Here is a 26,177-nt window from a genome sequence, read left to right as displayed (position 1 = left end):
CATAATAACGTTATAAAAAGACTAAAATCCTGTTTTAAATAAATTTGTATTTTTAAAGTTTCTTGTAATAAATTCAAAAGCAGCGCTCATAATATTACCCATAGATTTTGCTTTTTTAAAATTCAAATCATTTGTGTAATGATACAATTCTAATTTTAAATGCTTCAAATGTTCTTGTGGAGCGATCACGTCAGCCCCCATAATTTTTAACAACCTTTTAATACGATTTTCAGCAGAAATAATTCTTTTGGCAAGAACCGCTCTTTCTTCGTCCTTGTACTGCTGGATTGAACTGTCTTGAAGTTTGTCTTTAACCAATTTTACCATTGGATAATTTTCTTTGAAAAATTGAGGTCGGTAGACTTTAAAATTTCCTTCGTAGCATTGCTGGTCAAAATCGATGGCGCGTATTTTATAAACCACTTGATCAAAATCATGCGTAGGAACAATTACATAATTATAGGAACGCATATCGCCCAATAACCGTATCATGCATCGCTCGTTAAATTTCACAAACTCTTTTGCAATTTGCGCTTTTTCAGTTTCGGTACAATCTGCCAGAAGTGTTTTTATAAAAACATCTCCTGGAATTCCCATAATGTGTTCCTCGATCAAAGTGTCTTTATACACTAAAAAATTTATTTTATCAGGAGATAAAATATGCTCTAATTCAAGGCCGTAAATACGGGAAGCATCGGCTTTCTTAATATAAAAATGAGTGTAATTATCATTCAGTATGTTTCTGACTTTAATTCGAAATGGTTTAGAGTTTCCAAAAGTGCAGTAATCAATAGAATCTACATTCAAAAATTTAATAATTCCCAGATTACCATCTGAATGCAACAAGGAATATATTTTTTTTAGTGTCAAATCAATTTCTTGTCTTTCAAATTCCGTATAATATACTCTAATCCATAAAGTATCCTCATCATTTTTATCATAAACGGTCACAGAACCTGAAATGCGCAATAAATCATCGTAAAAAATAGAAACTTTTGACAAACGATCAAAACGCTCCAAGTATTCCAACAGTGATTTATTTACTGGATACGATGGTTTTTTAAAAAGCATAAGTGGCTCACTGGTCATTTGAAAAGTAATTTGATACAAAATTACAATAAATTATTCCGTTGAAGGTTATTCCTTTTTAAATATATAAGTGTAAACTCCTGCCCTATTAAAAGCATGAATTTTTTCTAGAAATGATCATCCGTTTCATTTTAAAGGTCCAAAATATTTTGATCGAAAAGCAATTAATAAGAGTGAAAATTATGTAAAAATTGCAACTACCTTATAATTAGACAAAATTTATTTTTTTATACTTTTATTCTTAATTTAAAATCGTAAATTGCTAAAAACCAAGTAGTTATATTTTGAGTGATAAAATATAATTATGGTTCGACTGTTTTTTTATTAAAAAAGGACAATAGTAAGATATAAACTATATATTTGATTGTCCCCACGATTAATAAAACATTTAAACCCTGCTAATGGAAGAAACGCTTGAACTTTATTTCAAAGCTGCGCAATCAGCTAAAATTGGAATTTGGAAAATGAATGTGGCTACCCATGATGTATCTTGGGACGCTGTTACGAAGTGTATTCTTGAAGTCCCAGAAGATTTTAAACCTGTAAATGGAAACGGAATTAATTTCTACACAGAGGGTGAGAATAGAAATCGAATAAAAATCCTACTTGAAAGAGCAGTCAGTGAGGGGATTTCATTTGATGAAAAATTTCAGATTACCACTGCTAAAAACAACATTAAATATATCGAATGTATCTGTCAGGTTGAAATTATTGACGGAAAACCAATGAACCTAGTGGGTACATTTCAAGACATTACAAATGAGCAAAATTTAATAAATGAATTACAGTTAAATGTTGAAAAATTTTCCTCGATTTTTTCTAGTGCCAACGATGCCATTTTTATTATTGACACGTCAAATGGAATTATAACGGATTGTAATCCCAGATCATTTGAACTTACTGGATACGATATATATGAAGTAATCGGCTTACATAATTCTAAATTATTTCCAAAAGAATTTAGAAAAAAAGCCAGTTTATTTCTAAAATATAATCTACAAAAAAATAAATATACAGTAGTTGAAACATATATAAAGACTAAATCCGGAAAATCTATTCCCGTAGAGATTGCTTCCGGTAAAAAGTTTAAAGTTGGTACTATCACTTATTTGGTTTGTTTTATTCGAGATATTAGTGAAAGAAAAAACGTTGAAAATAAATTGAATTTGCTTTCACTTGCCGCATCCGAAACGACAGATACCATTGTGATTGCTGATAAAAAAGGAATTGCTGTCTGGGCAAATCAAGCATATATAGACCTGACTGGTTTTACTATGGCAGAAATAATAGGACAAAAACCGGGCTATTTGTCCAAAGGTCCTGAAACTGATGTGCAGACAACTTTATTAGTAAGAAAAGCGATCAAGAATAAAGAAAGTATTAAAATCACAATACTCAATTACACTAAGAACAAAGAAAAATACTGGTTTGAACTCAATATTACCACAGCCTTTGATAGCCAAAATAACTTTATCAATTTCATTGGTGTAGGACGAAATGTAACGTCCAGAATTGAAAAAGAATTAGAACTAAAAAACCTTTTAGAAGTTACAAGCAGCCAAAATAATAAATTATTTAATTTTACTCACATCGTGTCCCATAATATTCGTTCGCATACCAGCAACCTCTCCATGATTGTAGATGTTATAGAAAATGCTGATAACGTTGATGATAAACTTTCTTATTTTGATTTGTTCAAAGAGGGAACCGAAAAACTGTCTGAATCAATAGAGTATCTGAATGAGATTATCTGCATTCAACAAAAGACAAATATTGAAAAAACGAAAATTAGTTTAAAAAACGAAATTGAGAAAACTAAAATGGCATTAAGTTTAGTTATAAAAGAAAGTGACATAACAATAACGGACACCATACCAAAAAATTTAACTGTTACTGCTATTCCCGCTTACTTAGACAGCATATTATTAAATTTATTTACAAATGCAATAAAATACAAATCTCTAGAACGTAATTCAACCCTAGAAATAGGATATAAAATTATAAAAGATTATATTGTCATAAACTTCAAAGACAATGGTTTAGGATTAAATTTAGAAAAAAATGGTCATAAAATTTTTGGAATGTATAAAACGTTTCATGACAACGAGGATGCCAAAGGAATTGGGTTGTTTATAACCAAAAATCAGTTGGAAGCCATGGATGGTAAAATTGAAGTAGAAAGTAAAGTAGGTGAAGGCAGTAATTTTAAAATTTATTTACATGAAAAATAAATTAACATACATCATAGACGATGACAAATTAACCGTAAAGTTGATGAGTATCCTCATTTCTAAAAATGATTTTTGTGAAGAAATAGAGTCGTTTTACAACGCACAAGATGCCATTAAGAAATTAAAACAAAATGCGGGAGATAATGGGAAGCTGCCGGATGCAATTTTACTCGATCTCAATATGCCTGTCATGGATGGATGGCAGTTTTTAGACGAATTTATTTCTTTACAAATAACAAAAGAAATTCATATTTTTATTATGACTTCTTCAATTGACCCCGCAGATATTGAAATGGCCACAACGTACAAAGTGGTTAAAGAGTATATAATGAAACCTATAACTACTCAAAAATTAGATATTTTATGCAAATTAATAGGTGATTTAAACTAATTTGCATTAAGAAGTAACAAATGGCTTCCTTTATCGTCCTATATGAAAATATAAAAAGATGATACCATTGGAAACGATACTTTCGATCAAAAATCTCAATAAACGTTATGGCTCACTACAAGCCCTTAAAAACGTCACCTTCGACATACACAAAGGCAATGTCTACGGAATTCTGGGTCCTAACGGAAGCGGAAAATCAACAACTTTAGGAATAGTTTTAAACGTAGTTAACAAAACCTCAGGAGAATATAGCTGGTTTAGTGGTTCAATGCAAACACATGAAGCCCTTAAAAAAGTAGGGGCAATAATAGAAAGACCTAATTTCTATCCGTACATGACTGCTAAAGAAAATCTAGAGCTGGTTTGTAAAATTAAAGGAATCAACTCTGCAAAAGTCAATGAAAAACTTGAATTAGTAGGTTTAGTGGATCGACAAAACAGTAAATTCAGCACTTTTTCTTTGGGAATGAAACAGCGGTTAGCCATAGCTTCTGCCCTACTGAATGACCCAGAAATTTTAATTCTTGATGAACCTACAAACGGTTTAGATCCGCAAGGGATTCATCAAATTAGAGATATCATCAAACAAATAGCATCAAAAGGGACTACTATTTTACTCGCTTCTCATTTATTAGACGAAGTAGAAAAAGTATGCACACACGTTTTGGTTTTAAGAAAAGGAGAAATTTTATACACTGGTTTAGTTGATGGAATGTCCGCTAATGAAGGATTTTTCGAATTACAAGCGGATGACATTGAAAATTTAATTCTAGCGGTTAAAACGCATCCAGCTGTTAAAAATGTAGTAAATGAAGATGGGAAAGTTTTAGTTTATTTAAAAAATGAATTGGAAGCGAAGGAATTGAATCGATTTCTTTTTGAGAAAAACATCACACTGAATCATTTGGTAAAACGCAAAAACAGCTTAGAAGAACAATTTTTAGAACTGACTAATTCTAATCCAACTTTCAAAAACTAAATCATGAAAAGATTACTCTCAATAGAATTACAGAAAATATGGAAAAACAAAGCTAGTCGGGTTTTGACTTTATCTTATTTTATTCTCTTAACCTTCATTGCTTTAATAGCATCCATAAAATTTGATCTTGGTATTTTTAAATTTCATCTAGCGGAGATGGGAATATTCAACTTTCCTTTTATTTGGCATTTCAACACGTATATCGCAGCCGTGTTGAAGCTGTTTTTAGCAATAGTAATTGTCTCCATGATGGCAAATGAATACAGCTATGGAACACTCAAACAAAACTTAATTGATGGCATGAGTAAACAAGAATTTATTCAGTCTAAATTTATAACTGTCGTTTTATTTGCAACAGTTTCCACTATTTTTGTTTTTATAATGTCACTCATTTTAGGTCTTAGCTATTCTTCGTACACTGAAATAGGTATTATATTCTCTAATTTAGAATACCTTTTGGCTTATTTTGTCAAACTAGTTGGTTTTTTCTCCTTTTGTTTATTTTTAGGAATATTGGTCAAACGTTCGGCTTTTGCACTGGGATTTCTTTTAGTATGGAATATTATCGAAGGAGTTATCAATGGTATTTTAACCTTTAAAGTATTCCCTAAAAGTGATACAGCATCATCTATTACCCAGTTTTTACCGTTACAATCCATGTCGAATTTAATAGTAGAACCATTTAGCCGATTATCTGTCGTAAAAAACCTGGGAACCCAAATTGGTTTAGACAATATCAAGGAGTACAATGTAACTGCATTCTCTATTATTATAGTATTATTTTGGACCGTACTTTTTATTTTCCTTTCGTATCGATTATTAAAAAATAGAGATTTGTAGTATCTTTACACATGATGAAATGTGTAAAAATAATATTATTTTATATTTTTATTACTTGCGCTGTATTTGATGCAACCGCGCAATCTATTTCAGTAACTGATTCATACACAGCGCAACAACTTGTTGAAAACATTTTAGTAAATAGTTCTTGCGCCAATGTTTCTAATTTCTCAGTAAAAGGAGATCCATTTTCCGGTAGTCAAAACAGCTACGGGTATTTTAATAATCGAGGAGGTAGTTTTCCTTTTACAGAGGGCGTTCTTTTGAGTACTTGGAGTAGCAAAAAATCCGAAGGTTCATTTATAAGAAGTCTGGGAGGCGGGAATTCTTCTTGGTCAGGAGATATTGATTTAGAACAAGCTTTAGGAATAACAAATACATTAAATGCGACAGTTTTAGAATTTGATTTTACAGCTTTAACAGATTTCATAAGTTTTGATTATATCTTTGCTTCAAATGAATACCAAGATGATTTTCCTTGTAACTATTCTGATGGTTTTGCTTTTCTAATCAAAGAAATCAATACAGCCTCTTATATAAACTTAGCATTGCTTCCGGGCACCTCCATTCCTGTTGCATCAACAAGTATTCACCCTTTAATTAATCCGATTCAAAACTCTACAGAACCCATAAAAAATTGTGGCCCGCAAAACGAAATTTATTTTGGCGGATTCAATACTGCTGCGAGTCCCATAAATTATGCCGGACAAACCAAAATATTGACTGCTCAAACCAGAGTTGAACCCGGCAAAATATACCATATGAAATTAGTAATTGCGGATCAGAGAAACCAATATTATGACTCCGCAGTTTTTCTCAAGGCAGGTAGTTTTTTGCCGAAAATTGATTTGGGAACAGACCGATTATTAGCAACAAACAATCCAATATGTTTTGGTGAAAGCTTTAGTATTGACACCAAACTATCTGCGAGTTTAGGTTATACCTACAAATGGTATAAGGATAATGTAGCATTTATAAACAACTTTTCTAATTATACCGTTACAAGTCCGGGAATCTACAGAGTTGAAGTGCAATTGACACCCAGTTGTATCGCTAGCGAAGAAATAATAATCGAGTATACTCCAGAAATTATTTTAAACGACACTACACTGGTACAATGCGACATCGACACCGATGGAATATCTATTTTCAATTTAACCAAAGCTGATGCCACTGTAAAAAGCAATGCGAGTAACTTAAGTGCCGTAGTCTATTATGAAACTTTGGCTGATGCTAAAGCAAAAATTAACCCAATTACAAACTCAACAACGTACAGCAACAAAGTCATCAACCAGTCCGTATTTGCAAGAGTAAGCAATTCATTCAACTGCGCAAATTATGCCGAAGTAAAACTGATTATTTCCAATAATGCTATTGCGGTTCAAAATCCAATTACAACCTGTGATACTGATGGTACAAATGATAGTTTATCACTATTTGATTTAAAAGTACAAGTAACTCCTCAAGTACTAACGGGTTTACCAGGCGGTTTGACAGTAGAATATTATCTAAATCCCGCCGATGCAATAGCCCAACAGAATCAATTACCAAATATATTTAGAAATACGATTCAAAATCAGCAAACAATTTACTCAAAAATTTTTAACGGTACAGATTGTTATGCAATTACTCCCATAATTCTAATAGTAAAAACATTTGACCCAATAAATTTTCAAGATGAAACAACTTCTTTGTGTAATGGAACTTCCACAAACTTAATAGTTGATGCCGGATTTTCTAGTTATTTATGGACTACTGGAGAAATTTCGAATACTATAACAGTTACTTTACCAGGAAATTATTCTGTGAAAGTTACCAATACAAATGGATGTACTGCAATAAAAAAATATAGTGTATCAGCATCTGGAATTGCAATTGTCACTGGAGCAATCATTAATGATTTTGCAGGAAACGAAAATTCAGTTTTGATAGAATATTCCGGAATAGGCAATTATGAATTTTCAATTGACGGCTCTTATTTTCAGGATAATCCACTATTTAACGGGGTTGCACCCGGAGAATATTTAGTTTATGCTCGTGATAAAAACGGTTGTGGATTATCGATTCCTTTTAAAATATATGTATTGGATTATCCCCGTTATTTTACTCCAAATGGAGATGGATATAATGATTTTTGGGAAATTAAAAATCTGGATCTTTTACCTGAATCAACTGTATCAATATTTGATCGTTATGGAAAATTACTGAAGCAATTTCTCTCTTCGGACATTGGATGGAATGGAACTTTCAATGGATTTACAGTACCTTCTGATGATTATTGGTTTCATTTAAATTTAGAAAACGGCAAAATAATAAAAGGTCATTTTACATTAAAAAGATAATCGTTATTTTCCTATTTTTAGCCCATGAAAAAAACTTTACTTATTTTCTTTATTTTTCTATCAATAAGTTGCTTTGCTCAATTTAGTAAGACACACTATATTCCGCCGTTAACCTGTGCTACAAATTTAGCAGGGGATCATTATTTATATATCTCTACACCAAGCCGCACCAATGTTAATTTTAAAATTATAGCAAATGGCGGCAGCGTAACAACTGGTGTAGTTAACAATACTACTCCCTATATTTATTCCATTGGTCAAGGAGAAAACACACAGTTATTTACTCCAAAAACTAGTATTGGAATTGTTACTAACAAAGGATATATTGTTGAAGCTGAAGATTTAATTTATGTAAGTGTCAGGGTAAATGCAGGCTTAACCCAAAATGGGAATTTTAATCATGCTGGCGGACTGGTATCAAAAGGAAACAGCGCCCTAGGCAAAGAATTTAGATTAGGAGCAATGCTAAATCCACTTTACGATTCAAGTGTTTTAAATTTTGCATCAATACTTTCAACAGAGAATAATACTAAAGTCACTATTTCAAACATTCCAACAGGATCTATACTATCAGATGGAACCGCTGTAACTGGACCTATAATCGTTACTTTAGGTAAAAATCAAAGTTATGTTTTGGCTTTGGAAAATTACAGCAACACTATATCTAACAGTTCAACTATGATAGGTGCGCTGGTGGAATCGGATAAACCTGTAGTAGTCAATTCAGGTTCGTTTGGCGGAAGTAACAGTACATTCGTTAATGCTCAAGGTAATCCGGTTGGCAGAGATGTAGGTTTTGACCAAATTGTTCCAACCGAAAAAACCGGTAAGGAATACATATTTGTAAAAGGGCTTGGAACTGATGAATTAGAACGGGTTTTATTAATTGCAAATGTGGATAATACCAAAATTTTCATTAATGGTTCTGCAGCACCTACCGCTACTCTTAGTAAAGGACAATATACTGTACTTGATGGAAGTCAATTTATAGACGGCAATTTATATGTTAAAACTTCCGAAAACGTTTCTGCTTACCAAAGTATTGGAGGAAATTTTTCACCTGCAAATCAAAATTTATTTTTTGTACCACCCTTAAATTGTGCGACACCCAATATCGTTGACAATATTCCTTTAATTGAATCGATAGGAAATACATTTTACAATGGTGGGTTAAATATTGTGACTGAAACTGGGGCTATTGTAACCATAAACAACTTTCCTATTTCAAGCCCTCCAGTTGCCATAACAGGAACTATAGATTATGTGAGATACACTGTATCTAACCTGACGGGGAATATTGCTGTAAAATCCACAAAACAAGTTTATGTTTCTTACTTTGGAACAAATGGTGCGGCAACTTATGGAGGTTACTACTCCGGATTTGACACGAAACCAGAAATTATAACTGATAAAATCACAGTTTTAAACGCGGCATGCATTCCAAATGTTGTTTTAAAAATTAGTACTTTATCCTCGTATGATACCTTTCAGTGGTATTTCAACGACAATCCAATTATTGGAGCCACTATAAATTCGCACACACCTACTCAACCCGGTTTTTATCAAGTAAAAGGTAGTATCACTGGTTGTCCCAATGCAGATCCAATTTTCTCCGATAAAATTCCGGTGAGTACCTGTCCTTTGGATTCAGATAATGACGGAACAAATAATAACATCGATATTGATTTAGACAATGATGGTATCATAAATAATTGGGAAGCGGCTGTTTCTAACTTAAACCAGTCAAACACCACCTCAAGTGTTGATTACACTGCGACAATTACAGGAAGCGGAACGATTATTGGAAAACCATTTTATGGATTTGTTTCAGAAGTTCCTGCAGGGAAAACAAATAGCGTTGCATACACCCTGAATCTTACAAAAAATGAAACAATCCGCATTAGTTATATAGCGCAAGACAATTCAACACAAACTACAGCTATTACTGATTATATGAATAGTGATGGTGATTTTATACTACGCGTACCAACTGACAAAACTATTACGGTTATTGACCCTAATGGCCAATTGTTGATTGACACCAATTATGATGGAATTTATGAAAGTGGCATAAAGGAATTTTCTTCTTTCGAAATCCGTTTCAGACTTAATAGTACAACTCCATTAATTCCCGGAAATGGCTTATTCTATTTTAAAACTTATTTAACAAATTCACTGACTTTTTCTCACAGTAATTTATCTGACGTAAATATTAACAAAGCAACATTTGCTATAGAACATACTCAAATTTTTGATTCAGATTCTGATGGAATTCCAGACTTATTAGATTTAGATAGTGATAATGATGGAATCCCTGACACGATTGAAGCACAAGGAAAAGGTTTTAAAGTTTTATCTGGATCTGATTCCAATAAAGATGGGCTGGATAATGCTTTTGAACCTGGATTAATACGAATTAATACGGACAATGATGTTTTCAATACTTTTCCTATTGTATATGATTTATTGGATTTAGATAGTGATAACGACGGGATTTATGACTTAAAGGAAGCTGGAAGCACTGCTACTGATGGTAATAACGATGGAGTTATAGATGGGTCACCTATTACTTTTGGTACAAATGGTTTATTTGACGGACTTGAAACAAGTCCAGATAGTGGTAAACTAAATTATACCATTACTGATACCGATTCTGATCTAACTTTTAATTACATCGATATGGATAGCGACAATGATGTTTGTTTTGATGTCATTGAAGCTGGTTTTAATGACCCTAACAATGATGGATTATTAGGAAACAATCCTGTTACTGTTAACGTTAAAGGAAAAGTCACGAGTGGTCAAGGTTATACAACTCCAAATAACAATTACGTAATTGCTGCGCCAATAAAAATCAATTCTCAACCTCAAGTTGCGCCAACTTGTGAATTAGAAAGCACAACAATCACAGTTCTTGATAATGGCGGAAATACCTATCAGTGGCAATTGTCAACTGACGGAACAAATTGGAATAACATCCTGAATAATACAAACTATCTGAATGCAACAACAAAAACTTTAACATTGATAAAAGTTACCAATGCAATGAATGGTTATAAATACAGAGTGAAACTGGATAAAATCGGAAATTCATGTGGCTTGATTTCTTCCGAAACTACTTTGACAATTTATACGTTACCAGTAGTTAATACTGTCACAATAGTTCAATGTGATGACGATACGGATGGCTTTTCTGATTTTAATTTAACAGTTAAAAACAATGCGATATCGTCAAATTCGACATCAGAAGCTTTTACCTATTACACGTCACAATCGGGAGCTGAAACAGCTGATTTAGGAAAATTAATTTCTAATCCTTTGGCATTTACAAATACTACTTCGGGTGGCATGCCTGTTTGGGTAAGGGTAAAAAATGCTAACGGGTGCACTAGTGTAGTTCAAATTACATTAGTGGTTTCAACTACCCAAATTCCCGCTTCATTCACTCGTACTTTTAATACCTGTGATGACTTAGGAGCAGCAAATAACGATACTGATGGAATCGCAACCTTTGATTTTAGCAGTGTAGCCACTGACATCTTAGCCATTCTTCCTTTATCGAGTTCTTCTTATTCGATAAAGTTTTATAAAAATGAAGCCGATGCTTTGTCAGAGAATGATGAAATATCAAACACATCAAATTACCGCAATATTAGATATCCAAACGAACAAAAAATTTGGGTTCGGGTGGAAAGCACCTCTAATAATGCATGTTATGGTTTGAGTCCAAGAGTGACTTTAAAAGTAAATCCAAAACCCGATATTGATACCAATGAAGATTTCGAAGAAAATGAATTAGTTTGTTCTAACCTTCCCACTTTCTTTGTGAAATTAGATTCTGGAATTCAGGACGGCACTCCCAGTGCGGACTATACGTATGTCTGGACAAAGGATAACGTTGTTTTAACCTCTGAAACGGGCTCAACATTGAATGTAAACGCAGAAGGTGATTATACCGTAAAAGTTAGTTCCATTAACGGCTGTAGTAGAACTCGAACTATAAAAGTAACCGCTTCGGATATAGCAGAAATAGGGAGCATTTCAATTATTGATTTATCAGCTATAAACTCAGTAACGGTAACTGTAACTGGACAAGGTCAATATGAATATAGTCTTGACGCTCCTTCCGGGCCTTTTCAAGACTCTAATTTTTTTGATAATGTTCCAGCCGGAATTCATGACATCTACATTAATGATAAAAATGGTTGTGGAACCGTGAAGCAAACAATAACAGTAATTGGTGTTCCAAAATTCTTTACCCCCAACGGAGATGGTTACAATGACTATTGGAATGTAAAAGGAGTAAATGCAAATTTCAATAAAAATTCGATTATTTATATTTTCGATCGTTACGGTAAGCTTTTAAAACAGATTGTTCCCTCCAGTGAAGGTTGGGATGGTGTATTTTTGGGCCTACCCTTACCTTCAGATGACTATTGGTATTCCATAAAATTAGACGATGGCAGGGAAGCCAAAGGACATTTTAGTTTGAAGAGGTAAAGAGCAAAAAAAAATAAATAATCTCAATAGTTGTATTTAATTTTTTAAACGATTTTATTCTAGTGACCAGAATGACTAATAATGTATTATTAATCTGTATTAATAAATAATGACGCTACAAAAAATTATAAAAGCATAAAAAAAGCCATTCTTTCGAATGGCTTTTTAGTATAAACTATAAAATTAGAATTTAAATCTTTTTCTATCTGTTTCAGTCAAATATATTTTTCTTAAACGAATAGATTTCGGAGTAACCTCAACGTATTCATCTTTTTGAATGTATTCTAAAGCTTCTTCAAGAGAGAAAATAATTGGAGGGATAATTCTAGCTTTTTCATCATTTCCAGAAGAACGAACGTTAGATTGTTTTTTCTCTTTCGTCACGTTCACACACATATCATCGCTACGAGAATTTTCTCCAATAACCTGACCTTCGTAAATTTCGGCATTTGGTTCAACAAAAAACTTACCACGATCCTGCAATTTATCGATAGAATAAGGAATAGCTTTTCCTTTTTCCATAGAAATTAATGAACCTTTGTTACGTCCAGAAATTTCTCCTTTGTAAGGCTCATATCCTATAAAACGGTGTGCCATAATAGCCTCACCAGCTGTTGCAGTTAGCAATTGGTTACGCAATCCAATAATTCCACGTGATGGAATATTAAATTTTACAATCATACGCTCCCCTTTAGTTTCCATACTCAGCATTTCACCTTTACGCATAGTAACAAACTCTACCGCTCTTCCCGAAAGTGTTTCTGGTAAGTCGATTGTTAATTCCTCGATTGGCTCACATTTTTTACCATCAATTTCTTTGATGATAACTTGTGGTTGACCAATTTGTAATTCATACCCTTCTCTTCTCATTGTTTCAATAAGAACAGACAAGTGAAGTACACCACGACCAAAAACCATGAACTTATCAGCAGAATCGGTTTCACCCAATTTCATTGCTAAGTTTTTCTCTAGTTCTTTATGTAAACGGTCTCTAATATGGCGAGAAGTTACAAATTTACCCTCTTTACCAAAGAAAGGAGAGTCATTAATTGTAAACAACATACTCATAGTAGGCTCATCAATAGCAATTGTTTGTAACGCTTCTGGATTTTCAAAATCAGCGATAGTATCTCCAATTTCAAAACCTTCAACGCCAATAATCGCACAAATATCTCCAGCAACTACTTCTTGCACTTTTTTACGACCAAGACCTTCAAAAGTATGAAGTTCTTTAATTCTAGATTTTATAATAGTACCATCTCTTTTGCATAATGAAATTGGCATTCCTTCTTTCAAAACACCTCTTTCCAAACGACCAATAGCAATACGACCTGTAAAAGCAGAGAAGTCTAATGAAGTAATCAACATTTGTGGCGTTCCTTCAGAAACTTTTGGAGCTGGTACATTTTCAAGAACCATATCTAACAATGCTTCCACATTATCAGTTACGTTTTCCCAATGGTCAGACATCCAGTTATTTTTAGCTGACCCGTAAACAGTTGGGAAATCCAATTGCCACTCTTCTGCTCCTAATTCGAACATTAAATCGAAAACTTTCTCGTGAACTTCTTCCGGAGTACAGTTTTCTTTATCTACTTTATTAATAACAACGCATGGTTTCAAACCAAGGTCAAGAGCTTTTTGTAATACAAAACGCGTTTGTGGCATTGGTCCTTCAAAAGCATCTACAAGTAGACAAACTCCATCAGCCATATTCAATACACGTTCTACCTCACCACCAAAATCGGCGTGGCCAGGAGTATCAATAATGTTGATTTTTGTTCCTTTGTATACTACAGAAACATTCTTTGAAGTAATGGTAATACCTCTTTCACGCTCTAAGTCGTTGTTATCAAGGATTAAGTCACCTGTATTCTCGTTATCACGAAATAACTGACAGTGATACATAATTTTATCAACCAAAGTTGTTTTACCGTGATCGACGTGGGCAATAATTGCAATGTTTCTAATAGATTCCATCTGTGATTTTTTGTGGGTGCAAAGGTACACTTTATTTTCCAATAAAAAATATTTATGTAATAGTTTACATATTCTTAACGCATTAGACACAGAAATAGACTTTTAAAAAAATCTCGAAAAATAAGTTACTTATGTTGTTTAATAATTCACCAATAATTAATTATATTTGAGTAATGAAAAGCAAAACCAATCAAATAATCATCATCTACATTCTAATCTCAATGTTTGTAGCCATTATTAGTCATAAATTATTACTACATTATATTTCTGATTCAAACCTTCAATTTTACACTTTCACAAAAGACATTTTATTTATATTTCTGACCGGCATAATTTTCAAACTCATTTTATCAAAAAATGACACTCGAAACATATCCATTTTTGAAAAGCTGAAAAATACAAATGATGAAATTAAGGAATCGAATGAACAATACAATATTGTAGCAAAAGCAACCAGTGACACTATTTGGGATTGGAAAATACAAGAAGACAGCTTTTCTTGGAATAAAGGAATTGAAAGTGTTTTCGGCTATAAAGAAAATGAAGTTGGTAATAGTTCAAAGTGGTGGTTTGACAAAATTCACCCCGAAGACAGTATCAAAATGTCCATTAAACTTTACTCTTTTATCGAACAAAAAACCGAAAACTGGCAAGATCAATATCGCTTTAAATGCGCTAACAATTCCTATAAATATGTTCTTGACAGAGGTTTTCTGTTGAAAGATGAAACTGGAAAAGCCGTTAGAATGATTGGAGCCATTCAAGACATCACAAAACAGAAAGAGGAAGAACAACGACTTAAATTACTAGAAACCGTTTTTACACAGTCTAAAGATTCAATTATTATTACCGAAGCAAGTTCTTTTGATGGAAAAATACCTAATATAATTTATGTAAATCCGGCTTTTTCTTCCATGTCGGGGTATGACTTTGAAGAAATTTCAGGTAAATCCGCCGATCCTTTCAATAGTCCAAATTCTGATCGCAACGAACTTGAAAAACTTTTGAGTTCCATCAAAAACAAAGAGGAATGCCTTATAGAAACAATCAGCCTAACCAAAAACAAAGAAGAATATTGGGTTCGCTTCTCAATGATACCAATATATAATTCAGAGAATGAACTTTCGCACTGGATTTCTATTCAAAGAGACATAACTGATGAAAAAAAGCAAGAAAAAGAAAAAGAACAGCTTATTAGAGAATTAACTCAAAACAATAAAGACTTAAAACAATTTTCTTACATCACCTCGCACAACCTTAGAGCTCCATTATCAAACCTAACTGGGCTATTGAACCTATTGGAAGATATTCCTATTGAAAACCAAGAATTAAAAGAGATCTTAAATGGCTTTAATAAATCTACTCATTTATTAAATGACACTATCAATGATTTAGTAAAAGTTATTATCATAAAAGACAATCCTTCCATTGAAAAAGAAGCTGTTTTAATAAAAGAAATATTTGAAAATGTTTTTAGTCAACTTAGTTTTCAAATCGAATTATACAAACCCATCATAAAACTCAATTTCGAAAAAGTTTCGATATTAAACATTAATAAAGCTTATATAGAGAGCATAATGTTGAATCTTTTGACAAATGCAATAAAATACAAATCCGAAAACCGAAAGCTAAAAATAATCATTACCACCCATGAAATCGATGACACTGTTGTTATGGTTTTTAAAGATAACGGAATAGGTATCAATTTAGAAAGAAATAGAGATAAAGTATTTGGACTTTATCAACGTTTCCATAATTACCCTGACAGCAAAGGACTAGGCCTATATCTCGTAAAATCACAAATTGAAACAATGGGAGGAACCATTGAAATCGAAAGCGAAGTAAATAAGGGAACTACGTTTACATTAATATTTAAAAACAAACAATAATGCTAGATCGAATTTTATGCGTTGATGACGACCCGATAACACTTATGTTATGCAAAAAAGTAATTATCAAATCATCGTTTTCAAATGAAATAATAACAGCTCAAAATGGCGAAGAAGCACTCATTTACTTCAACACTATCAGATGTGCCAATAACAAATCAAACGAACAGCCACAATTAATTTTTTTAGATTTGAATATGCCTGTAATGGGTGGCTGGGAATTTCTGGATCATTTCAGTAGCCCGGAATTTTCAGAATTCAATACTACTATAAAAGTAGTTGTACTTTCCTCAACTATAGACCCGGAAGACTTAGAAAAAACAAAACAATACCCAATGGTAATTGACTTCTTATCTAAACCAATTACCCGTTCAATGCTGGACTATTTAAAAACTAAATTTGAATAATGCCAAATCATAGACATAAAAAAAGCTCTCGTAATTGAGAGCTTTTTTTATATTTAAAAATTGTAGTAATTACAATTTAGCAACAAGTTTTGTTAATTTAGATTTTAAATTAGACGCTTTGTTATCATGAATGATATTCTTTTTAGCTAATTTATCTATCATAGAAATAACATTTGATAATTTAGATGTAGCATCAACTTTATCAGTCGCTATTCTTAATGCTTTGATAGCATTACGAGTGGTTTTGTGTTGGTATCTGTTTAATACTCTTCTCTTTTCGTTACTTCTAATTCTTTTTAGAGCTGATTTATGATTTGCCATTTTATTGCTTTTTTATCTTTTACTATTTTTTGTAGTCCGTAAGGGAATCGAACCCCTGTTACCAAGACGAAATCTTGGCGTCCTAACCCCTAGACGAACGGACCATTATCCCCTAAGTTTTATCAATCTAAAATATTGAAATTGTAGCCCGTAGCGGAATCGAACCGCTCTTACATGGATGAAAACCATGCGTCCTAACCGATAGACGAACGGGCCATACTTCCCTCTAAGTTCAGGAAAACTTTAACCTGCAATAAAAATAGTAGCCCGTAGCGGAATCGAACCGCTCTTACATGGATGAAAACCATGCGTCCTAACCGATAGACGAACGGGCCCTGCTTCTCTAATGCGGATGCAAAAATACAACTATTTTTGAAACGTACAATAGTACATGCAAAAAAAATTATTTTTTTTTAATATGCCTTCGCAAACAGTACTCGACCTACTGAGCTTTCCCCAGTAAAAACACAGCTTCCCGCTTCTTCTACTCGGTCTAAAGGGATGCATCTGATGGTTGCTTTAGTTAAGTCTTTAATCTTCTCCTCAGTTGCTGCAGTTCCATCCCAATGTGCTGATACAAAACCTCCTTTACGATCTAAAACCTCTTTAAACTCTTCAAAACTATTTACCTCAGTAATATGTGTATCTCTATAATTTAATGCTTTTTCAAACAATTCTTTTTGAATTTGTTCTAATAAATTACTGATGTAAGCTGCAATTTCATCTTTAAAAACTACTTCTTTAGTTAACGTATCTCTTCTTGCAACTTCAAAAGTTCCATTTTCTAAATCTTTTGGACCTACAGCTATCCTAACCGGCACACCTTTTAATTCCCATTCAGCAAATTTAAAACCCGGTTTTTGAGTGGTCCTGTCATCAAATTTTACAGAAATGTGTAATTTTTTTAAAGACGCTGTCAAAACATTTACCTCAGCGGTTATCGCTGCCAATTGCTCGTCTGTTTTGTAAATAGGAACAACCACAACTTGAATCGGTGCTAAGCTCGGAGGCAATACCAATCCTTGATCATCTGAATGCGTCATCACCAATGCCCCCATCAGACGAGTAGAAACACCCCAAGATGTTCCCCAAACATGTTCTTGCTTTCCTTGAGCATTTGCAAATTTAACATCAAAAGCTTTCGCAAAATTTTGACCTAAAAAATGTGACGTTCCGGCCTGCAAGGCTTTCCCATCCTGCATTAAGGCTTCGATACAATACGTTTCTTCGGCTCCCGCAAAACGTTCGGTTTCAGTTTTCGTTCCTCTTACAACAGGAATCGCCATAAAATTTTGGGCAAAATCAGCATATACATTCATCATCTTTTCAGATTCCTCTAACGCTTCTGCTTTTGTTGCATGGGCAGTATGTCCCTCTTGCCATAAAAACTCTGCCGTTCTTAAAAACAATCTGGTTCTCATTTCCCAGCGCACCACGTTTGCCCATTGATTAATCAGTAAAGGCAAATCTCGATAGGATTGTACCCAACCTTTGTATGTAGACCAAATGATAGCTTCGCTTGTAGGCCGAACAATTAATTCTTCTTCTAATTTTGCATTGGGGTCAACCATTAATTTCCCTGGCCTGTCAGGATCATTTTTTAATCGATAATGAGTTACAATGGCACATTCTTTTGCGAACCCTTCCGCGTTTTTTTCTTCCGCTTCAAACATACTTTTTGGAACAAACAAAGGGAAATATGCGTTTTGATGTCCCGTTTCCTTAAACATTCGATCCAACTCTGCCTGCATCTTTTCCCATATCGCATACCCGTAAGGTTTGATAACCATACAGCCTCTAACTCCTGAATTTTCGGCTAAATCGGCTTTGACAACCAACTCGTTATACCATTTTGAATAATCTTCTGATCTTGTAATTAGGTTCTTACTCATATTGAATAGTTTGGCACAAATTTTGCGTTTATAATTTTAAATAAATAATTCAGCAAAACTAACTATTTTTGTAATGTGCAACAATAAAAACTCCATATATATGAAACGTAGAACTCTTTCCATACAAAATTCATCAATGTATTACATTGTTGGATTTCTGAGTGTCTTATTGTCATCTTGTGGCTCGTACCAAAACAGCTCTTACTATGATTCTGACGGAATCTATGGTAACACGTCAAATAGAGCACCAGACACAAATACTCAAAATGATCCAAATAATCAATATAGAGATTACTTTGGATCTTTACAGAACAACAATCAACCTGTCGAAATCTTAACCGATGTAAACAATTACAACGATTACAATTTAGAAAATGATTCGTTGCAATACAACGACTCTAACTACCCCGGATGGGGCAGTAATCCCCAAAGCGTAAGTATCAATGTTTATGATACCGGTTGGGGAATGAACAATTGGTATGGAAATAACTGGTACGGAAATAACTGGTATGGAAATAACTGGGGATGGAACGGCGGTTACGGCTGGGGTATGAACATTGGCTTTGGCTGGAATAACTGGTATGGAAACAGCTGGTACGGTAATAATTGGGGATGGAATAACTGGTATGGAAATAATTGGGGTTGGAATAATGGGTATGGAAATAATTGGGGTAACTCCAATTACTATAACAACCGATCCTATTCATCCAATTCAGGAAGACGAGGTTCCTCCACCACTACCACCACAAGTAGTGATAGAAATTACAGCTCCCGAAATGCAACTAATTCCTCTAGAAACCAAAGCAATAGCGTTAACCGAAGAAACAATTCAAATTATAACGGAAATACGAACAGTGATGTAAGACAACGAAGTACTACAAACGGATTCAATAATACAAGGCCAACGTTTTCAAGAAATCAAAACAACAATAATACACCCAGCAGAAGATCGAACACGAATAGCAATCGTTACGAAAATAATAGAACGCAAAGATCGTATTCTCCAAGTTCTAGCAACGATAACAATTCCAGATCACACAGTCCTAGCTCAAATAATTCTAGGAATTCTGGTGGCGGTGGCGGTGGTAGATCATCCGGCGGTGGCGGAAGAGGTGGCAGAGGATAATAGTATTGCAATATTCATAAGAAACTAAACTTACAAATTAGAAATGAAAAAATATATATTTTTATTAGCTGTAGGCTTCTCTGTAAGCATTGTCCAATCACAAGAAATTTCAGATGCCATGCGTTACACTCAGGATAACCTGAATGGAACAGCTCGTTTTAGAGCCATGAGCGGTGCTTTTGGAGCTCTTGGTGGTGATTTGTCCTCGCTAAATGTAAATCCTGCGGGTTCTGCAGTATTTACAAACAATCAAATGGCACTTACCTTAAGTAATTTTGATACAAAAAATAAGTCCAATTATTTTGGAACTACAGCAAGTGAGAAAAACAATTCTTTTGATTTGAATCAAGCTGGTGCGGTTTTTATTTTTAATAATAAAAATTCAAATAGTAATTGGAAAAAGATTTCATTAGGTGTTAATTACGAAAACATTTCTAATTTTGACAACGGATTCTTTTCGGCCGGAACCAACCCAAATAATTCCATAGGGGACTATTTTTTAAGTTACGCCAACAATTCCAATAATGGCGCTCCAGTACCTCAAGAATTTGTAAATACAAATTCCGGAGAATCAATTTCGGACTTATACTCATTTTTAGGAAGCAACCTTCCTAATAATCAGTATCCAAATTTAAATGGATTTGCAGCGCAACAGGCATTTTTAGGCTACCAAGGTTTTGTTATTAATGCAGTTGATCAAACTAATAATTCTCCTTACACTTCAAATGTTCCTGCCGGAGGTAGTTATTACCAAGAAAACTCCATTTACAGCACTGGATACAACGGAAAACTCTCTTTTAATGCTGCAACATCATATAATGATAAGTTGTACTTAGGATTAAATTTGAATTCACATTTTACTGACTTTCACAAATCATCTACTTTTTACGAAGATAACGATGCTCCATTAACGTCAGATTATACAGTGTCTCGATTGAGTTTTGAAAACGACTTGTATACGTACGGAACGGGTTTCTCTTTTCAATTGGGAGCTATCGCAAAAGTTTCTGATGAAATTCGGTTAGGTCTGGCTTACGAATCTTCTACTTGGTATAAATTAAACGATGAATTATCACAAAGACTCAATGTAGTAAGCAGTGCAACGAATGCTGACAATACAAATGACATGGTTAATCCTCAAGTGGTTAATATTTACGAACCATATAAATTACAAACGCCGAGCAAACTAACTGGAAGTTTTGCTTATGTTTTTGGAAAATCTGGTTTAATAAGCGTTGATTATGCTATTAAAGATTACAGCAGTACTAAATTTAAACCTGAAAACGATCCGTATTTTACTGATTTAAATAGTGAGATGAATTCAATTTTAGACACAACAGGCGAATTAAGAATAGGTGCTGAGTATAAAATTGAAGCTTTGAGCTTAAGAGCAGGATATCGTTACGAACAAAGTCCGTATAAAAATGCCGTAACAGTAGGAGATTTAACCGGTTATTCAGCAGGTATCGGATACAGCTTTGGTTCTACCAAAGTAGATTTAGCGTATTCTTACGCTAAAAGAAATTCACAACAAGGATTTTTTAATAAAGGATTTACAGATGGCGCCAGTATTGATGCTATAAACAATAATATTTCATTAACATTGGCATTTGAATTGTAATCATTCCGAGAAATAAAATTTAAAATCCGTTTCGCTATCTTGGAACGGATTTTTTTTAGCCCTGATGGCAGTGGAAATCCTCCCGTTTTTTCGGGAGATTGCAACGTACAGCAGGAATAGCTCCATAAAAACCCTAAAGATTTATGGTCCTAAAAATAAAAATTGTAATTTTGCAAAATTCCCAAATTATCGGGATTATAATGTTATGAGAACTAAGTCTTTAAAAAAGAATAAAATCAACGTAATTACTCTTGGGTGTTCGAAAAATGTCTATGACAGTGAAGTGCTGATGGGACAACTTCGCGCCAGCGGAAAAGATGTTACACATGAAGCGCCAGAAGCCGAAGAAGGAAATATTATTGTAATAAATACATGCGGATTTATTGATAATGCTAAAGCAGAATCAGTAAATATGATTTTGGAATATGCTGATAAGAAAGAAAGAGGATTGGTGGACAAAGTATTTGTTACCGGATGTTTATCGGAACGATACCGACCTGATTTAGAAAAAGAGATACCAAATGTAGATCAGTTTTTTGGCACTACAGAGTTACCACAATTATTGAAAGCTTTAGGAGCGGATTATAAGCATGAATTATTAGGAGAAAGATTGACTACAACGCCTAAGAATTATGCTTATTTGAAAATTTCAGAAGGCTGTGACAGACCCTGTAGTTTTTGTGCAATTCCGTTAATGCGAGGAAAAAATGTTTCCCAAACGATTGAAAAATTAGTTAAAGAATCCGAAGGATTAGCTAAGAACGGAGTAAAAGAATTGATTTTAATCGCTCAGGATTTAACCTATTATGGCTTAGATATTTACAAAAAAAGAGCTCTTGGGGAATTATTAGAAGCGTTAGTTAAAGTAGATGGAATTGAATGGATCCGTCTTCATTATGCCTTCCCTACTGGTTTTCCGATGGATGTTCTGGAAATCATGAAGCGCGAGCCTAAAATTTGTAATTATATTGATATTCCGTTGCAACACATTTCAGATTCTATTTTAAAATCAATGCGTCGCGGAACTACTCGGGAGAAAACAACAAAATTGCTGAAAGATTTCCGTGCTGCTGTTCCCGGAATGGCTATTCGTACGACTTTGATCGTAGGTTATCCAGGAGAGACACAAGAGGATTTCAACATATTGAAAGATTTTGTTCAAGAAATGAAGTTTGACAGAATGGGTTGTTTTGCTTATTCTCACGAAGAAAATACGCATGCTTACGCACTGGAAGATGATGTTCCAGATACTGTAAAGCAAGAGCGTGCTAACGAAATTATGGAACTACAGTCACAAATTTCCTGGGATTTAAACCAAGAGAAAGTCGGACAAATATTTAGATGCATCATTGACAGAAAAGAAGGCGGACATTTTGTCGGAAGAACTGAATTTGACAGTCCAGATGTTGACAATGAAGTCTTGATTGATGCCTCAAAACATTATGTAAAAACAGGTGAGTTTGTTCAGATAAAAATTATTGAAGCAACAGAATTTGATTTGTACGGCGAACCAGCATAATTTCCTAAAGACGATTTTAATCCATTTTAAAAACTAAATATGAAACTATTTCAATCACTATTAATCATCGCATTTGCAGTATTATCAACAAATATAAGTACTGCACAATATGGAAATGGCGGATATGGAAACGGTTACGGAAATGGTTATGGAAGTAATCGTCGAATGAATAGCGCAATGGATCAACCCAGAACTCCTGACAAGCCAAAAGAAATTCCTGTGGAAGTTACGGTTGGTAAAATCATGGAGCGAATAAAACCGGAACTTATTCTGGATGCACTTCAGGAAATTGCGATTTCTAACATTTTGATCGAAAGCATAAAAACACAAGGCATGCTCATAAAAGCAGAAGTCAGCCAAGATGAAAAAATAAAAAACATTAAAGTTCTTTCAGAAACTACGGACAGAAAGATAATGGAATTATTAAACAAAGAGCAAAAGGAAAAATATATTGCTTTAAATGAAGAAGCTAAAAACCCTAGAAAATCGAAATCTAAAAAAAAATCTAATTAATCGATTTGAGCCTGTTTCTAAATGAAAACCTACATGAGAAAAACTTATTATTACCTTATTATGGCAGTTATCGCTGCTTCATGCTCCACAAATCCTTACAAAAAGAGTGAAAAAATTTATGATTCTAAGCTCAAAACTTTAACTAAAACTATTTCTAACAAAGATCCGCAACCCTTACCTGTAATTCCGCATGTCGAGATAAACATTGACACATTGTACACACAACAGCTGCATACTTATAAAGATACTCTTTTTAAAATGGGATCTACACCATTGGAAAATGGTGTTAATACAGAATGGATAGGAACCGTAAATTTTAATTTAAGAAAACCGAATTTCGTTATTATTCATCATACTGCACAGGATTCATTACAACAAACACTAAAAACATTCACAAAAATAGAATCTCAAGTGAGTTCTCATTATCTAATTTCAGATGATGGAAAAGTAGTTCAGATGCTAAATGATTATTTACGAGCGTGGCATGCAGGTGCTGGCACTTGGGGAAGAAACACTGATATTAATTCGACATCAATAGGAATTGAATTAGACAACAATGGATCAGAAGTTTTTTCCGAGTTACAAATCAATAGCTTACTGGCGCTTTTGACCAAGCTAAAAAAAGATTACAATATTCCTGCTCAAAACATTATTGGTCATGCAGATATTGCACCAACCAGAAAAAAGGATCCCAGCCAATTGTTTCCTTGGAAAATATTAGCAGACCAGGGTTTTGGTATTTGGTCTGATGAGATTTTAGAAACTGCTCCGACTGATTTTAATGTAGAACAAGGATTGCAAATTATAGGATATGATACTAAAAATCTCCCTGCTGCAATAACTGCTTTTAAATTACATTATATTCAAACGGAAGTCAATGATGTATTGGATGAAAAAACAATAAACACCATTTATTCAATTTATAAAAAACAATAAGCATTTTAGTTATAATACATATAAAAACGGTTTTTTGAATCTTTCAAAGAACCGTTTTTTATTTAAATACTTTTCAAACTTCTATAATTTACCCAAAAATACACTTTTGTAGTACCCCGAAAATCTAAGCAAAAAAAAACTGCCAAAATACTTGAAAGCATCTTGGCAGTAAAAAAAAAAAATTTCAATACTAAAATGAGTATGTTGTTGCAAGTAAGGCATAAGCAGTTAAACCTTTTGGAGTAGCATCCTTATCTGTGAAGATATCTTCTGACGCTACATCAACACGGAATTCAGGAATAATAGTCAAGTTCCCTACCTTATAATTTAGTGACAACGTATTACCAACAACACTCGTTCCAACAAGTGAGCCAAGTCCAGCAGTTGCGTTTTTAGCATCTAAATACTCTAATCGATACGCTAAGCTTAATGTTTCTTTCAATGCTAAATTCGCATAGCCTACTAAAGCAAACCATTCCCCATCCAATGAACGATCAAAGTCATTGTTAGTCATAGCATAAGTGCCGTTAAATCCTAAAGAAAATGAATCACTTATTTTTTTTGAACCTACAAAATCAAATTGTGTTTTGTTTTCATCAGAACCAGGATTAGCACTTCCAAAAGTGACATTAAAATACGCACTGCCGCTGTCACCAAAATAACCTAATTGTCCTATGAACGTTTTTTGGCTTGAACCCGCCTCGATTGCGGTCTTGAAATCTGTTGGATTTGAAACTCCAGCCATGAAACTGAACTTTCCTAAAGTATATTGTGCTTTTATTCCAGTATTAAAAAACGGACCATACGTAAATGCGTACGACATACTGTAATTTTTATTATCTACTGCATCCAACAACTCATATCCTAAATGCGTTCCAAAACTTCCAGCAGTAACTTTAAACTTATCTGAAAACTCGTAAGTAAAATTCAATTGTTTAATCATAAAAGTTGAAGCGTTATCATTGTATGAAAATTGAGCTGCTCTTTTGCCAAATCCCAAATCAACAAAAATAGACGCTTTACCCCTCTTATGAGATGCTTCGATGGAAGCCATGCCCAATTCAAATGAATTATGAGAATTTGTAAAACTGGTCAAACTATTATCCACACCAGAAAAATCATATTTATAATATGCATCAGCTGATCCTGCAAAAGTAGTTAAATGACTAAGAGGAGCGTCTTGCGCGAAAGTTAAACTTGTTGTGAGTATTAATGTCAGAATAACGAGGTGCTTTTTCATCTTTAATTGGTTTTAATTGGTACTTTAGTTTGGTTATTTTTTGGTTTCGGTTTGTGCTTTTTAAAATATTTCACTATTTATAACGAAGTAAATTATCATCAAGTGTACTTTTTTTTATGTAAAATCCTTTAGATTCTGAAGCGAATTTATTAACTTTTTTTTTACTTAAATTATTATTTAATGGTTTTTTTTGTCCTTTTGAAAAGAATTGTTAATACTGAAAAATCCCTAAAAAAAAATAATTATTCCGTATTTAAAAGCGCCAATTTTAAAAATTTAATAATTCAATTATAATCACTGACCCCCTATTTTTTTATTAAAAATTAAAATATACATATGAAATAACACAATTTAACTTATT

The 26,177-nt window shown here is 33.5% G+C and carries 18 protein-coding genes and 3 tRNA genes; 13 read left to right on the top strand and 8 right to left on the bottom strand.

All coding sequences use genetic code 11. The features are described 5' to 3' along the window. Positions 1–21 precede the first annotated feature (21 nt). Positions 22–1,089, bottom strand: a complete 1,068-nt coding sequence (locus ACNQGJ_RS06325) for a hypothetical protein (protein ID WP_417972274.1) — start codon at positions 1,087–1,089, stop codon at positions 22–24. Between the two features lie 401 nt (positions 1,090–1,490). Between ACNQGJ_RS06325 and ACNQGJ_RS06320 the strand changes: the two genes are divergently transcribed. The 6 genes from ACNQGJ_RS06320 (at position 1,491) to ACNQGJ_RS06295 (ending at position 12,372) form a co-directional block, all read left to right on the top strand. Beyond that, positions 1,491–3,320, top strand: coding sequence for a PAS domain-containing sensor histidine kinase (locus ACNQGJ_RS06320; protein WP_417972273.1), 1,830 nt, complete (start codon positions 1,491–1,493; stop codon positions 3,318–3,320). Continuing rightward, on the top strand, positions 3,310–3,711 hold the full coding sequence (locus tag ACNQGJ_RS06315) for a response regulator (RefSeq protein WP_417972272.1): 402 nt from the start codon (positions 3,310–3,312) through the stop codon (positions 3,709–3,711). Before ACNQGJ_RS06320 ends, ACNQGJ_RS06315 begins: the two co-directional genes overlap by 11 nt. A gap of 67 nt (positions 3,712–3,778) precedes the next feature. After that, positions 3,779–4,690: an ABC transporter ATP-binding protein gene (locus tag ACNQGJ_RS06310; protein WP_417972371.1), complete on the top strand. Its 912-nt coding sequence runs from the start codon at positions 3,779–3,781 to the stop codon at positions 4,688–4,690. 3 nt (positions 4,691–4,693) lie between these two features. Next, positions 4,694–5,530, top strand: a complete 837-nt coding sequence (locus ACNQGJ_RS06305) for an ABC transporter permease (RefSeq protein WP_417972271.1) — start codon at positions 4,694–4,696, stop codon at positions 5,528–5,530. Positions 5,531–5,541: 11 nt separating this feature from the next. Next, entirely contained in the window at positions 5,542–7,872 is a 2,331-nt protein-coding gene (locus tag ACNQGJ_RS06300) for a choice-of-anchor L domain-containing protein (protein ID WP_417972270.1), read from the top strand. Positions 7,873–7,896: 24 nt separating this feature from the next. Then, positions 7,897–12,372 (top strand): T9SS type B sorting domain-containing protein, encoded by a 4,476-nt coding sequence (locus tag ACNQGJ_RS06295; RefSeq protein WP_417972269.1) that lies wholly within the window; start codon positions 7,897–7,899, stop codon positions 12,370–12,372. Positions 12,373–12,555: 183 nt separating this feature from the next. Here the strand turns inward: ACNQGJ_RS06295 and typA are convergent, their stop codons facing one another. Then, the gene (gene typA, locus ACNQGJ_RS06290) at positions 12,556–14,352 is read right to left on the bottom strand and encodes a translational GTPase TypA (protein WP_417972268.1); all 1,797 of its coding nucleotides are present in this window, start codon (positions 14,350–14,352) and stop codon (positions 12,556–12,558) included. Between the two features lie 173 nt (positions 14,353–14,525). On the opposite strand from typA, the gene ACNQGJ_RS06285 reads away from it, so the two are divergent. Both ACNQGJ_RS06285 and ACNQGJ_RS06280 read left to right on the top strand, forming a co-directional pair. Then, on the top strand, positions 14,526–16,241 hold the full coding sequence (locus ACNQGJ_RS06285; protein WP_417972267.1) for a PAS domain-containing sensor histidine kinase: 1,716 nt from the start codon (positions 14,526–14,528) through the stop codon (positions 16,239–16,241). After that, positions 16,241–16,648 carry a response regulator gene (locus ACNQGJ_RS06280; RefSeq protein WP_417972265.1) on the top strand — a complete coding sequence of 136 codons (408 nt, stop codon included), beginning with the start codon at positions 16,241–16,243 and terminating at the stop codon, positions 16,646–16,648. Before ACNQGJ_RS06285 ends, ACNQGJ_RS06280 begins: the two co-directional genes overlap by 1 nt. 69 nt (positions 16,649–16,717) lie before the next feature. Here ACNQGJ_RS06280 and rpsT read toward each other — a convergent pair whose 3' ends face one another. The 5 genes from rpsT to proS all read right to left on the bottom strand — a co-directional run bounded on the left by rpsT (position 16,718) and on the right by proS (position 18,861). Continuing rightward, complete coding sequence (rpsT, locus tag ACNQGJ_RS06275; protein ID WP_091166799.1) at positions 16,718–16,969, bottom strand: 30S ribosomal protein S20; 252 nt, start codon at positions 16,967–16,969, stop codon at positions 16,718–16,720. A gap of 32 nt (positions 16,970–17,001) precedes the next feature. Then, a tRNA-Glu gene (locus ACNQGJ_RS06270) sits at positions 17,002–17,073 on the bottom strand. A gap of 40 nt (positions 17,074–17,113) precedes the next feature. Then, positions 17,114–17,185 (bottom strand) — tRNA-Glu (locus ACNQGJ_RS06265). Positions 17,186–17,232: 47 nt separating this feature from the next. Further along, positions 17,233–17,304, bottom strand: a tRNA-Glu gene (locus ACNQGJ_RS06260). Between the two features lie 78 nt (positions 17,305–17,382). Next, positions 17,383–18,861, bottom strand: coding sequence for a proline--tRNA ligase (proS, locus tag ACNQGJ_RS06255; RefSeq protein ID WP_417972263.1), 1,479 nt, complete (start codon positions 18,859–18,861; stop codon positions 17,383–17,385). 100 nt (positions 18,862–18,961) lie between these two features. Here proS and ACNQGJ_RS06250 point away from each other — a divergent pair, with 100 nt between their 5' ends. The 5 genes from ACNQGJ_RS06250 (at position 18,962) to ACNQGJ_RS06230 (ending at position 24,576) form a co-directional block, all read left to right on the top strand. Then, the gene (locus ACNQGJ_RS06250; protein WP_417972261.1) at positions 18,962–19,987 is read left to right on the top strand and encodes a hypothetical protein; all 1,026 of its coding nucleotides are present in this window, start codon (positions 18,962–18,964) and stop codon (positions 19,985–19,987) included. Positions 19,988–20,030: 43 nt separating this feature from the next. Then, on the top strand, positions 20,031–21,608 hold the full coding sequence (locus ACNQGJ_RS06245; RefSeq protein WP_417972259.1) for an OmpP1/FadL family transporter: 1,578 nt from the start codon (positions 20,031–20,033) through the stop codon (positions 21,606–21,608). A 205-nt stretch (positions 21,609–21,813) separates the two neighbouring features. Then, positions 21,814–23,127: a 30S ribosomal protein S12 methylthiotransferase RimO gene (gene rimO / locus ACNQGJ_RS06240; RefSeq protein ID WP_417972257.1), complete on the top strand. Its 1,314-nt coding sequence runs from the start codon at positions 21,814–21,816 to the stop codon at positions 23,125–23,127. A gap of 39 nt (positions 23,128–23,166) precedes the next feature. Next, entirely contained in the window at positions 23,167–23,640 is a 474-nt protein-coding gene (locus ACNQGJ_RS06235) for a hypothetical protein (protein WP_417972255.1), read from the top strand. A 33-nt stretch (positions 23,641–23,673) separates the two neighbouring features. Then, entirely contained in the window at positions 23,674–24,576 is a 903-nt protein-coding gene (locus ACNQGJ_RS06230; RefSeq protein WP_417972253.1) for an N-acetylmuramoyl-L-alanine amidase, read from the top strand. A gap of 190 nt (positions 24,577–24,766) precedes the next feature. Here the strand turns inward: ACNQGJ_RS06230 and ACNQGJ_RS06225 are convergent, their stop codons facing one another. Continuing rightward, complete coding sequence (locus ACNQGJ_RS06225) at positions 24,767–25,816, bottom strand: outer membrane beta-barrel protein (RefSeq protein ID WP_417972251.1); 1,050 nt, start codon at positions 25,814–25,816, stop codon at positions 24,767–24,769. Positions 25,817–26,177 lie beyond the last annotated feature (361 nt).

Source organism: Flavobacterium cryophilum (genome assembly GCF_048286555.1).
Lineage (GTDB): Bacteria > Bacteroidota > Bacteroidia > Flavobacteriales > Flavobacteriaceae > Flavobacterium.
This window is presented reverse-complemented; position numbering and strand designations above follow the sequence as displayed.

Excerpts from the sequence above, each read along its gene's own strand:
- ACNQGJ_RS06245 (WP_417972259.1), top strand. The coding sequence starts at position 20,031 with ATGAAAAAATATATATTTTTATTAGCTGTAGGCTTCTCTGTAAGCATT.
- proS (WP_417972263.1), bottom strand. The coding sequence starts at position 18,861 with ATGAGTAAGAACCTAATTACAAGATCAGAAGATTATTCAAAATGGTAT.
- ACNQGJ_RS06320 (WP_417972273.1), top strand. The coding sequence starts at position 1,491 with ATGGAAGAAACGCTTGAACTTTATTTCAAAGCTGCGCAATCAGCTAAA.
- ACNQGJ_RS06235 (WP_417972255.1), top strand. The coding sequence starts at position 23,167 with ATGAAACTATTTCAATCACTATTAATCATCGCATTTGCAGTATTATCA.
- rpsT (WP_091166799.1), bottom strand. The coding sequence starts at position 16,969 with ATGGCAAATCATAAATCAGCTCTAAAAAGAATTAGAAGTAACGAAAAG.
- typA (WP_417972268.1), bottom strand. The coding sequence starts at position 14,352 with ATGGAATCTATTAGAAACATTGCAATTATTGCCCACGTCGATCACGGT.
- ACNQGJ_RS06285 (WP_417972267.1), top strand. The coding sequence starts at position 14,526 with ATGAAAAGCAAAACCAATCAAATAATCATCATCTACATTCTAATCTCA.
- rimO (WP_417972257.1), top strand. The coding sequence starts at position 21,814 with ATGAGAACTAAGTCTTTAAAAAAGAATAAAATCAACGTAATTACTCTT.
- ACNQGJ_RS06295 (WP_417972269.1), top strand. The coding sequence starts at position 7,897 with ATGAAAAAAACTTTACTTATTTTCTTTATTTTTCTATCAATAAGTTGC.
- ACNQGJ_RS06250 (WP_417972261.1), top strand. The coding sequence starts at position 18,962 with ATGAAACGTAGAACTCTTTCCATACAAAATTCATCAATGTATTACATT.
- ACNQGJ_RS06225 (WP_417972251.1), bottom strand. The coding sequence starts at position 25,816 with ATGAAAAAGCACCTCGTTATTCTGACATTAATACTCACAACAAGTTTA.
- ACNQGJ_RS06325 (WP_417972274.1), bottom strand. The coding sequence starts at position 1,089 with ATGACCAGTGAGCCACTTATGCTTTTTAAAAAACCATCGTATCCAGTA.
- ACNQGJ_RS06305 (WP_417972271.1), top strand. The coding sequence starts at position 4,694 with ATGAAAAGATTACTCTCAATAGAATTACAGAAAATATGGAAAAACAAA.
- ACNQGJ_RS06230 (WP_417972253.1), top strand. The coding sequence starts at position 23,674 with ATGAGAAAAACTTATTATTACCTTATTATGGCAGTTATCGCTGCTTCA.
- ACNQGJ_RS06300 (WP_417972270.1), top strand. The coding sequence starts at position 5,542 with ATGATGAAATGTGTAAAAATAATATTATTTTATATTTTTATTACTTGC.
- ACNQGJ_RS06315 (WP_417972272.1), top strand. The coding sequence starts at position 3,310 with ATGAAAAATAAATTAACATACATCATAGACGATGACAAATTAACCGTA.
- ACNQGJ_RS06280 (WP_417972265.1), top strand. The coding sequence starts at position 16,241 with ATGCTAGATCGAATTTTATGCGTTGATGACGACCCGATAACACTTATG.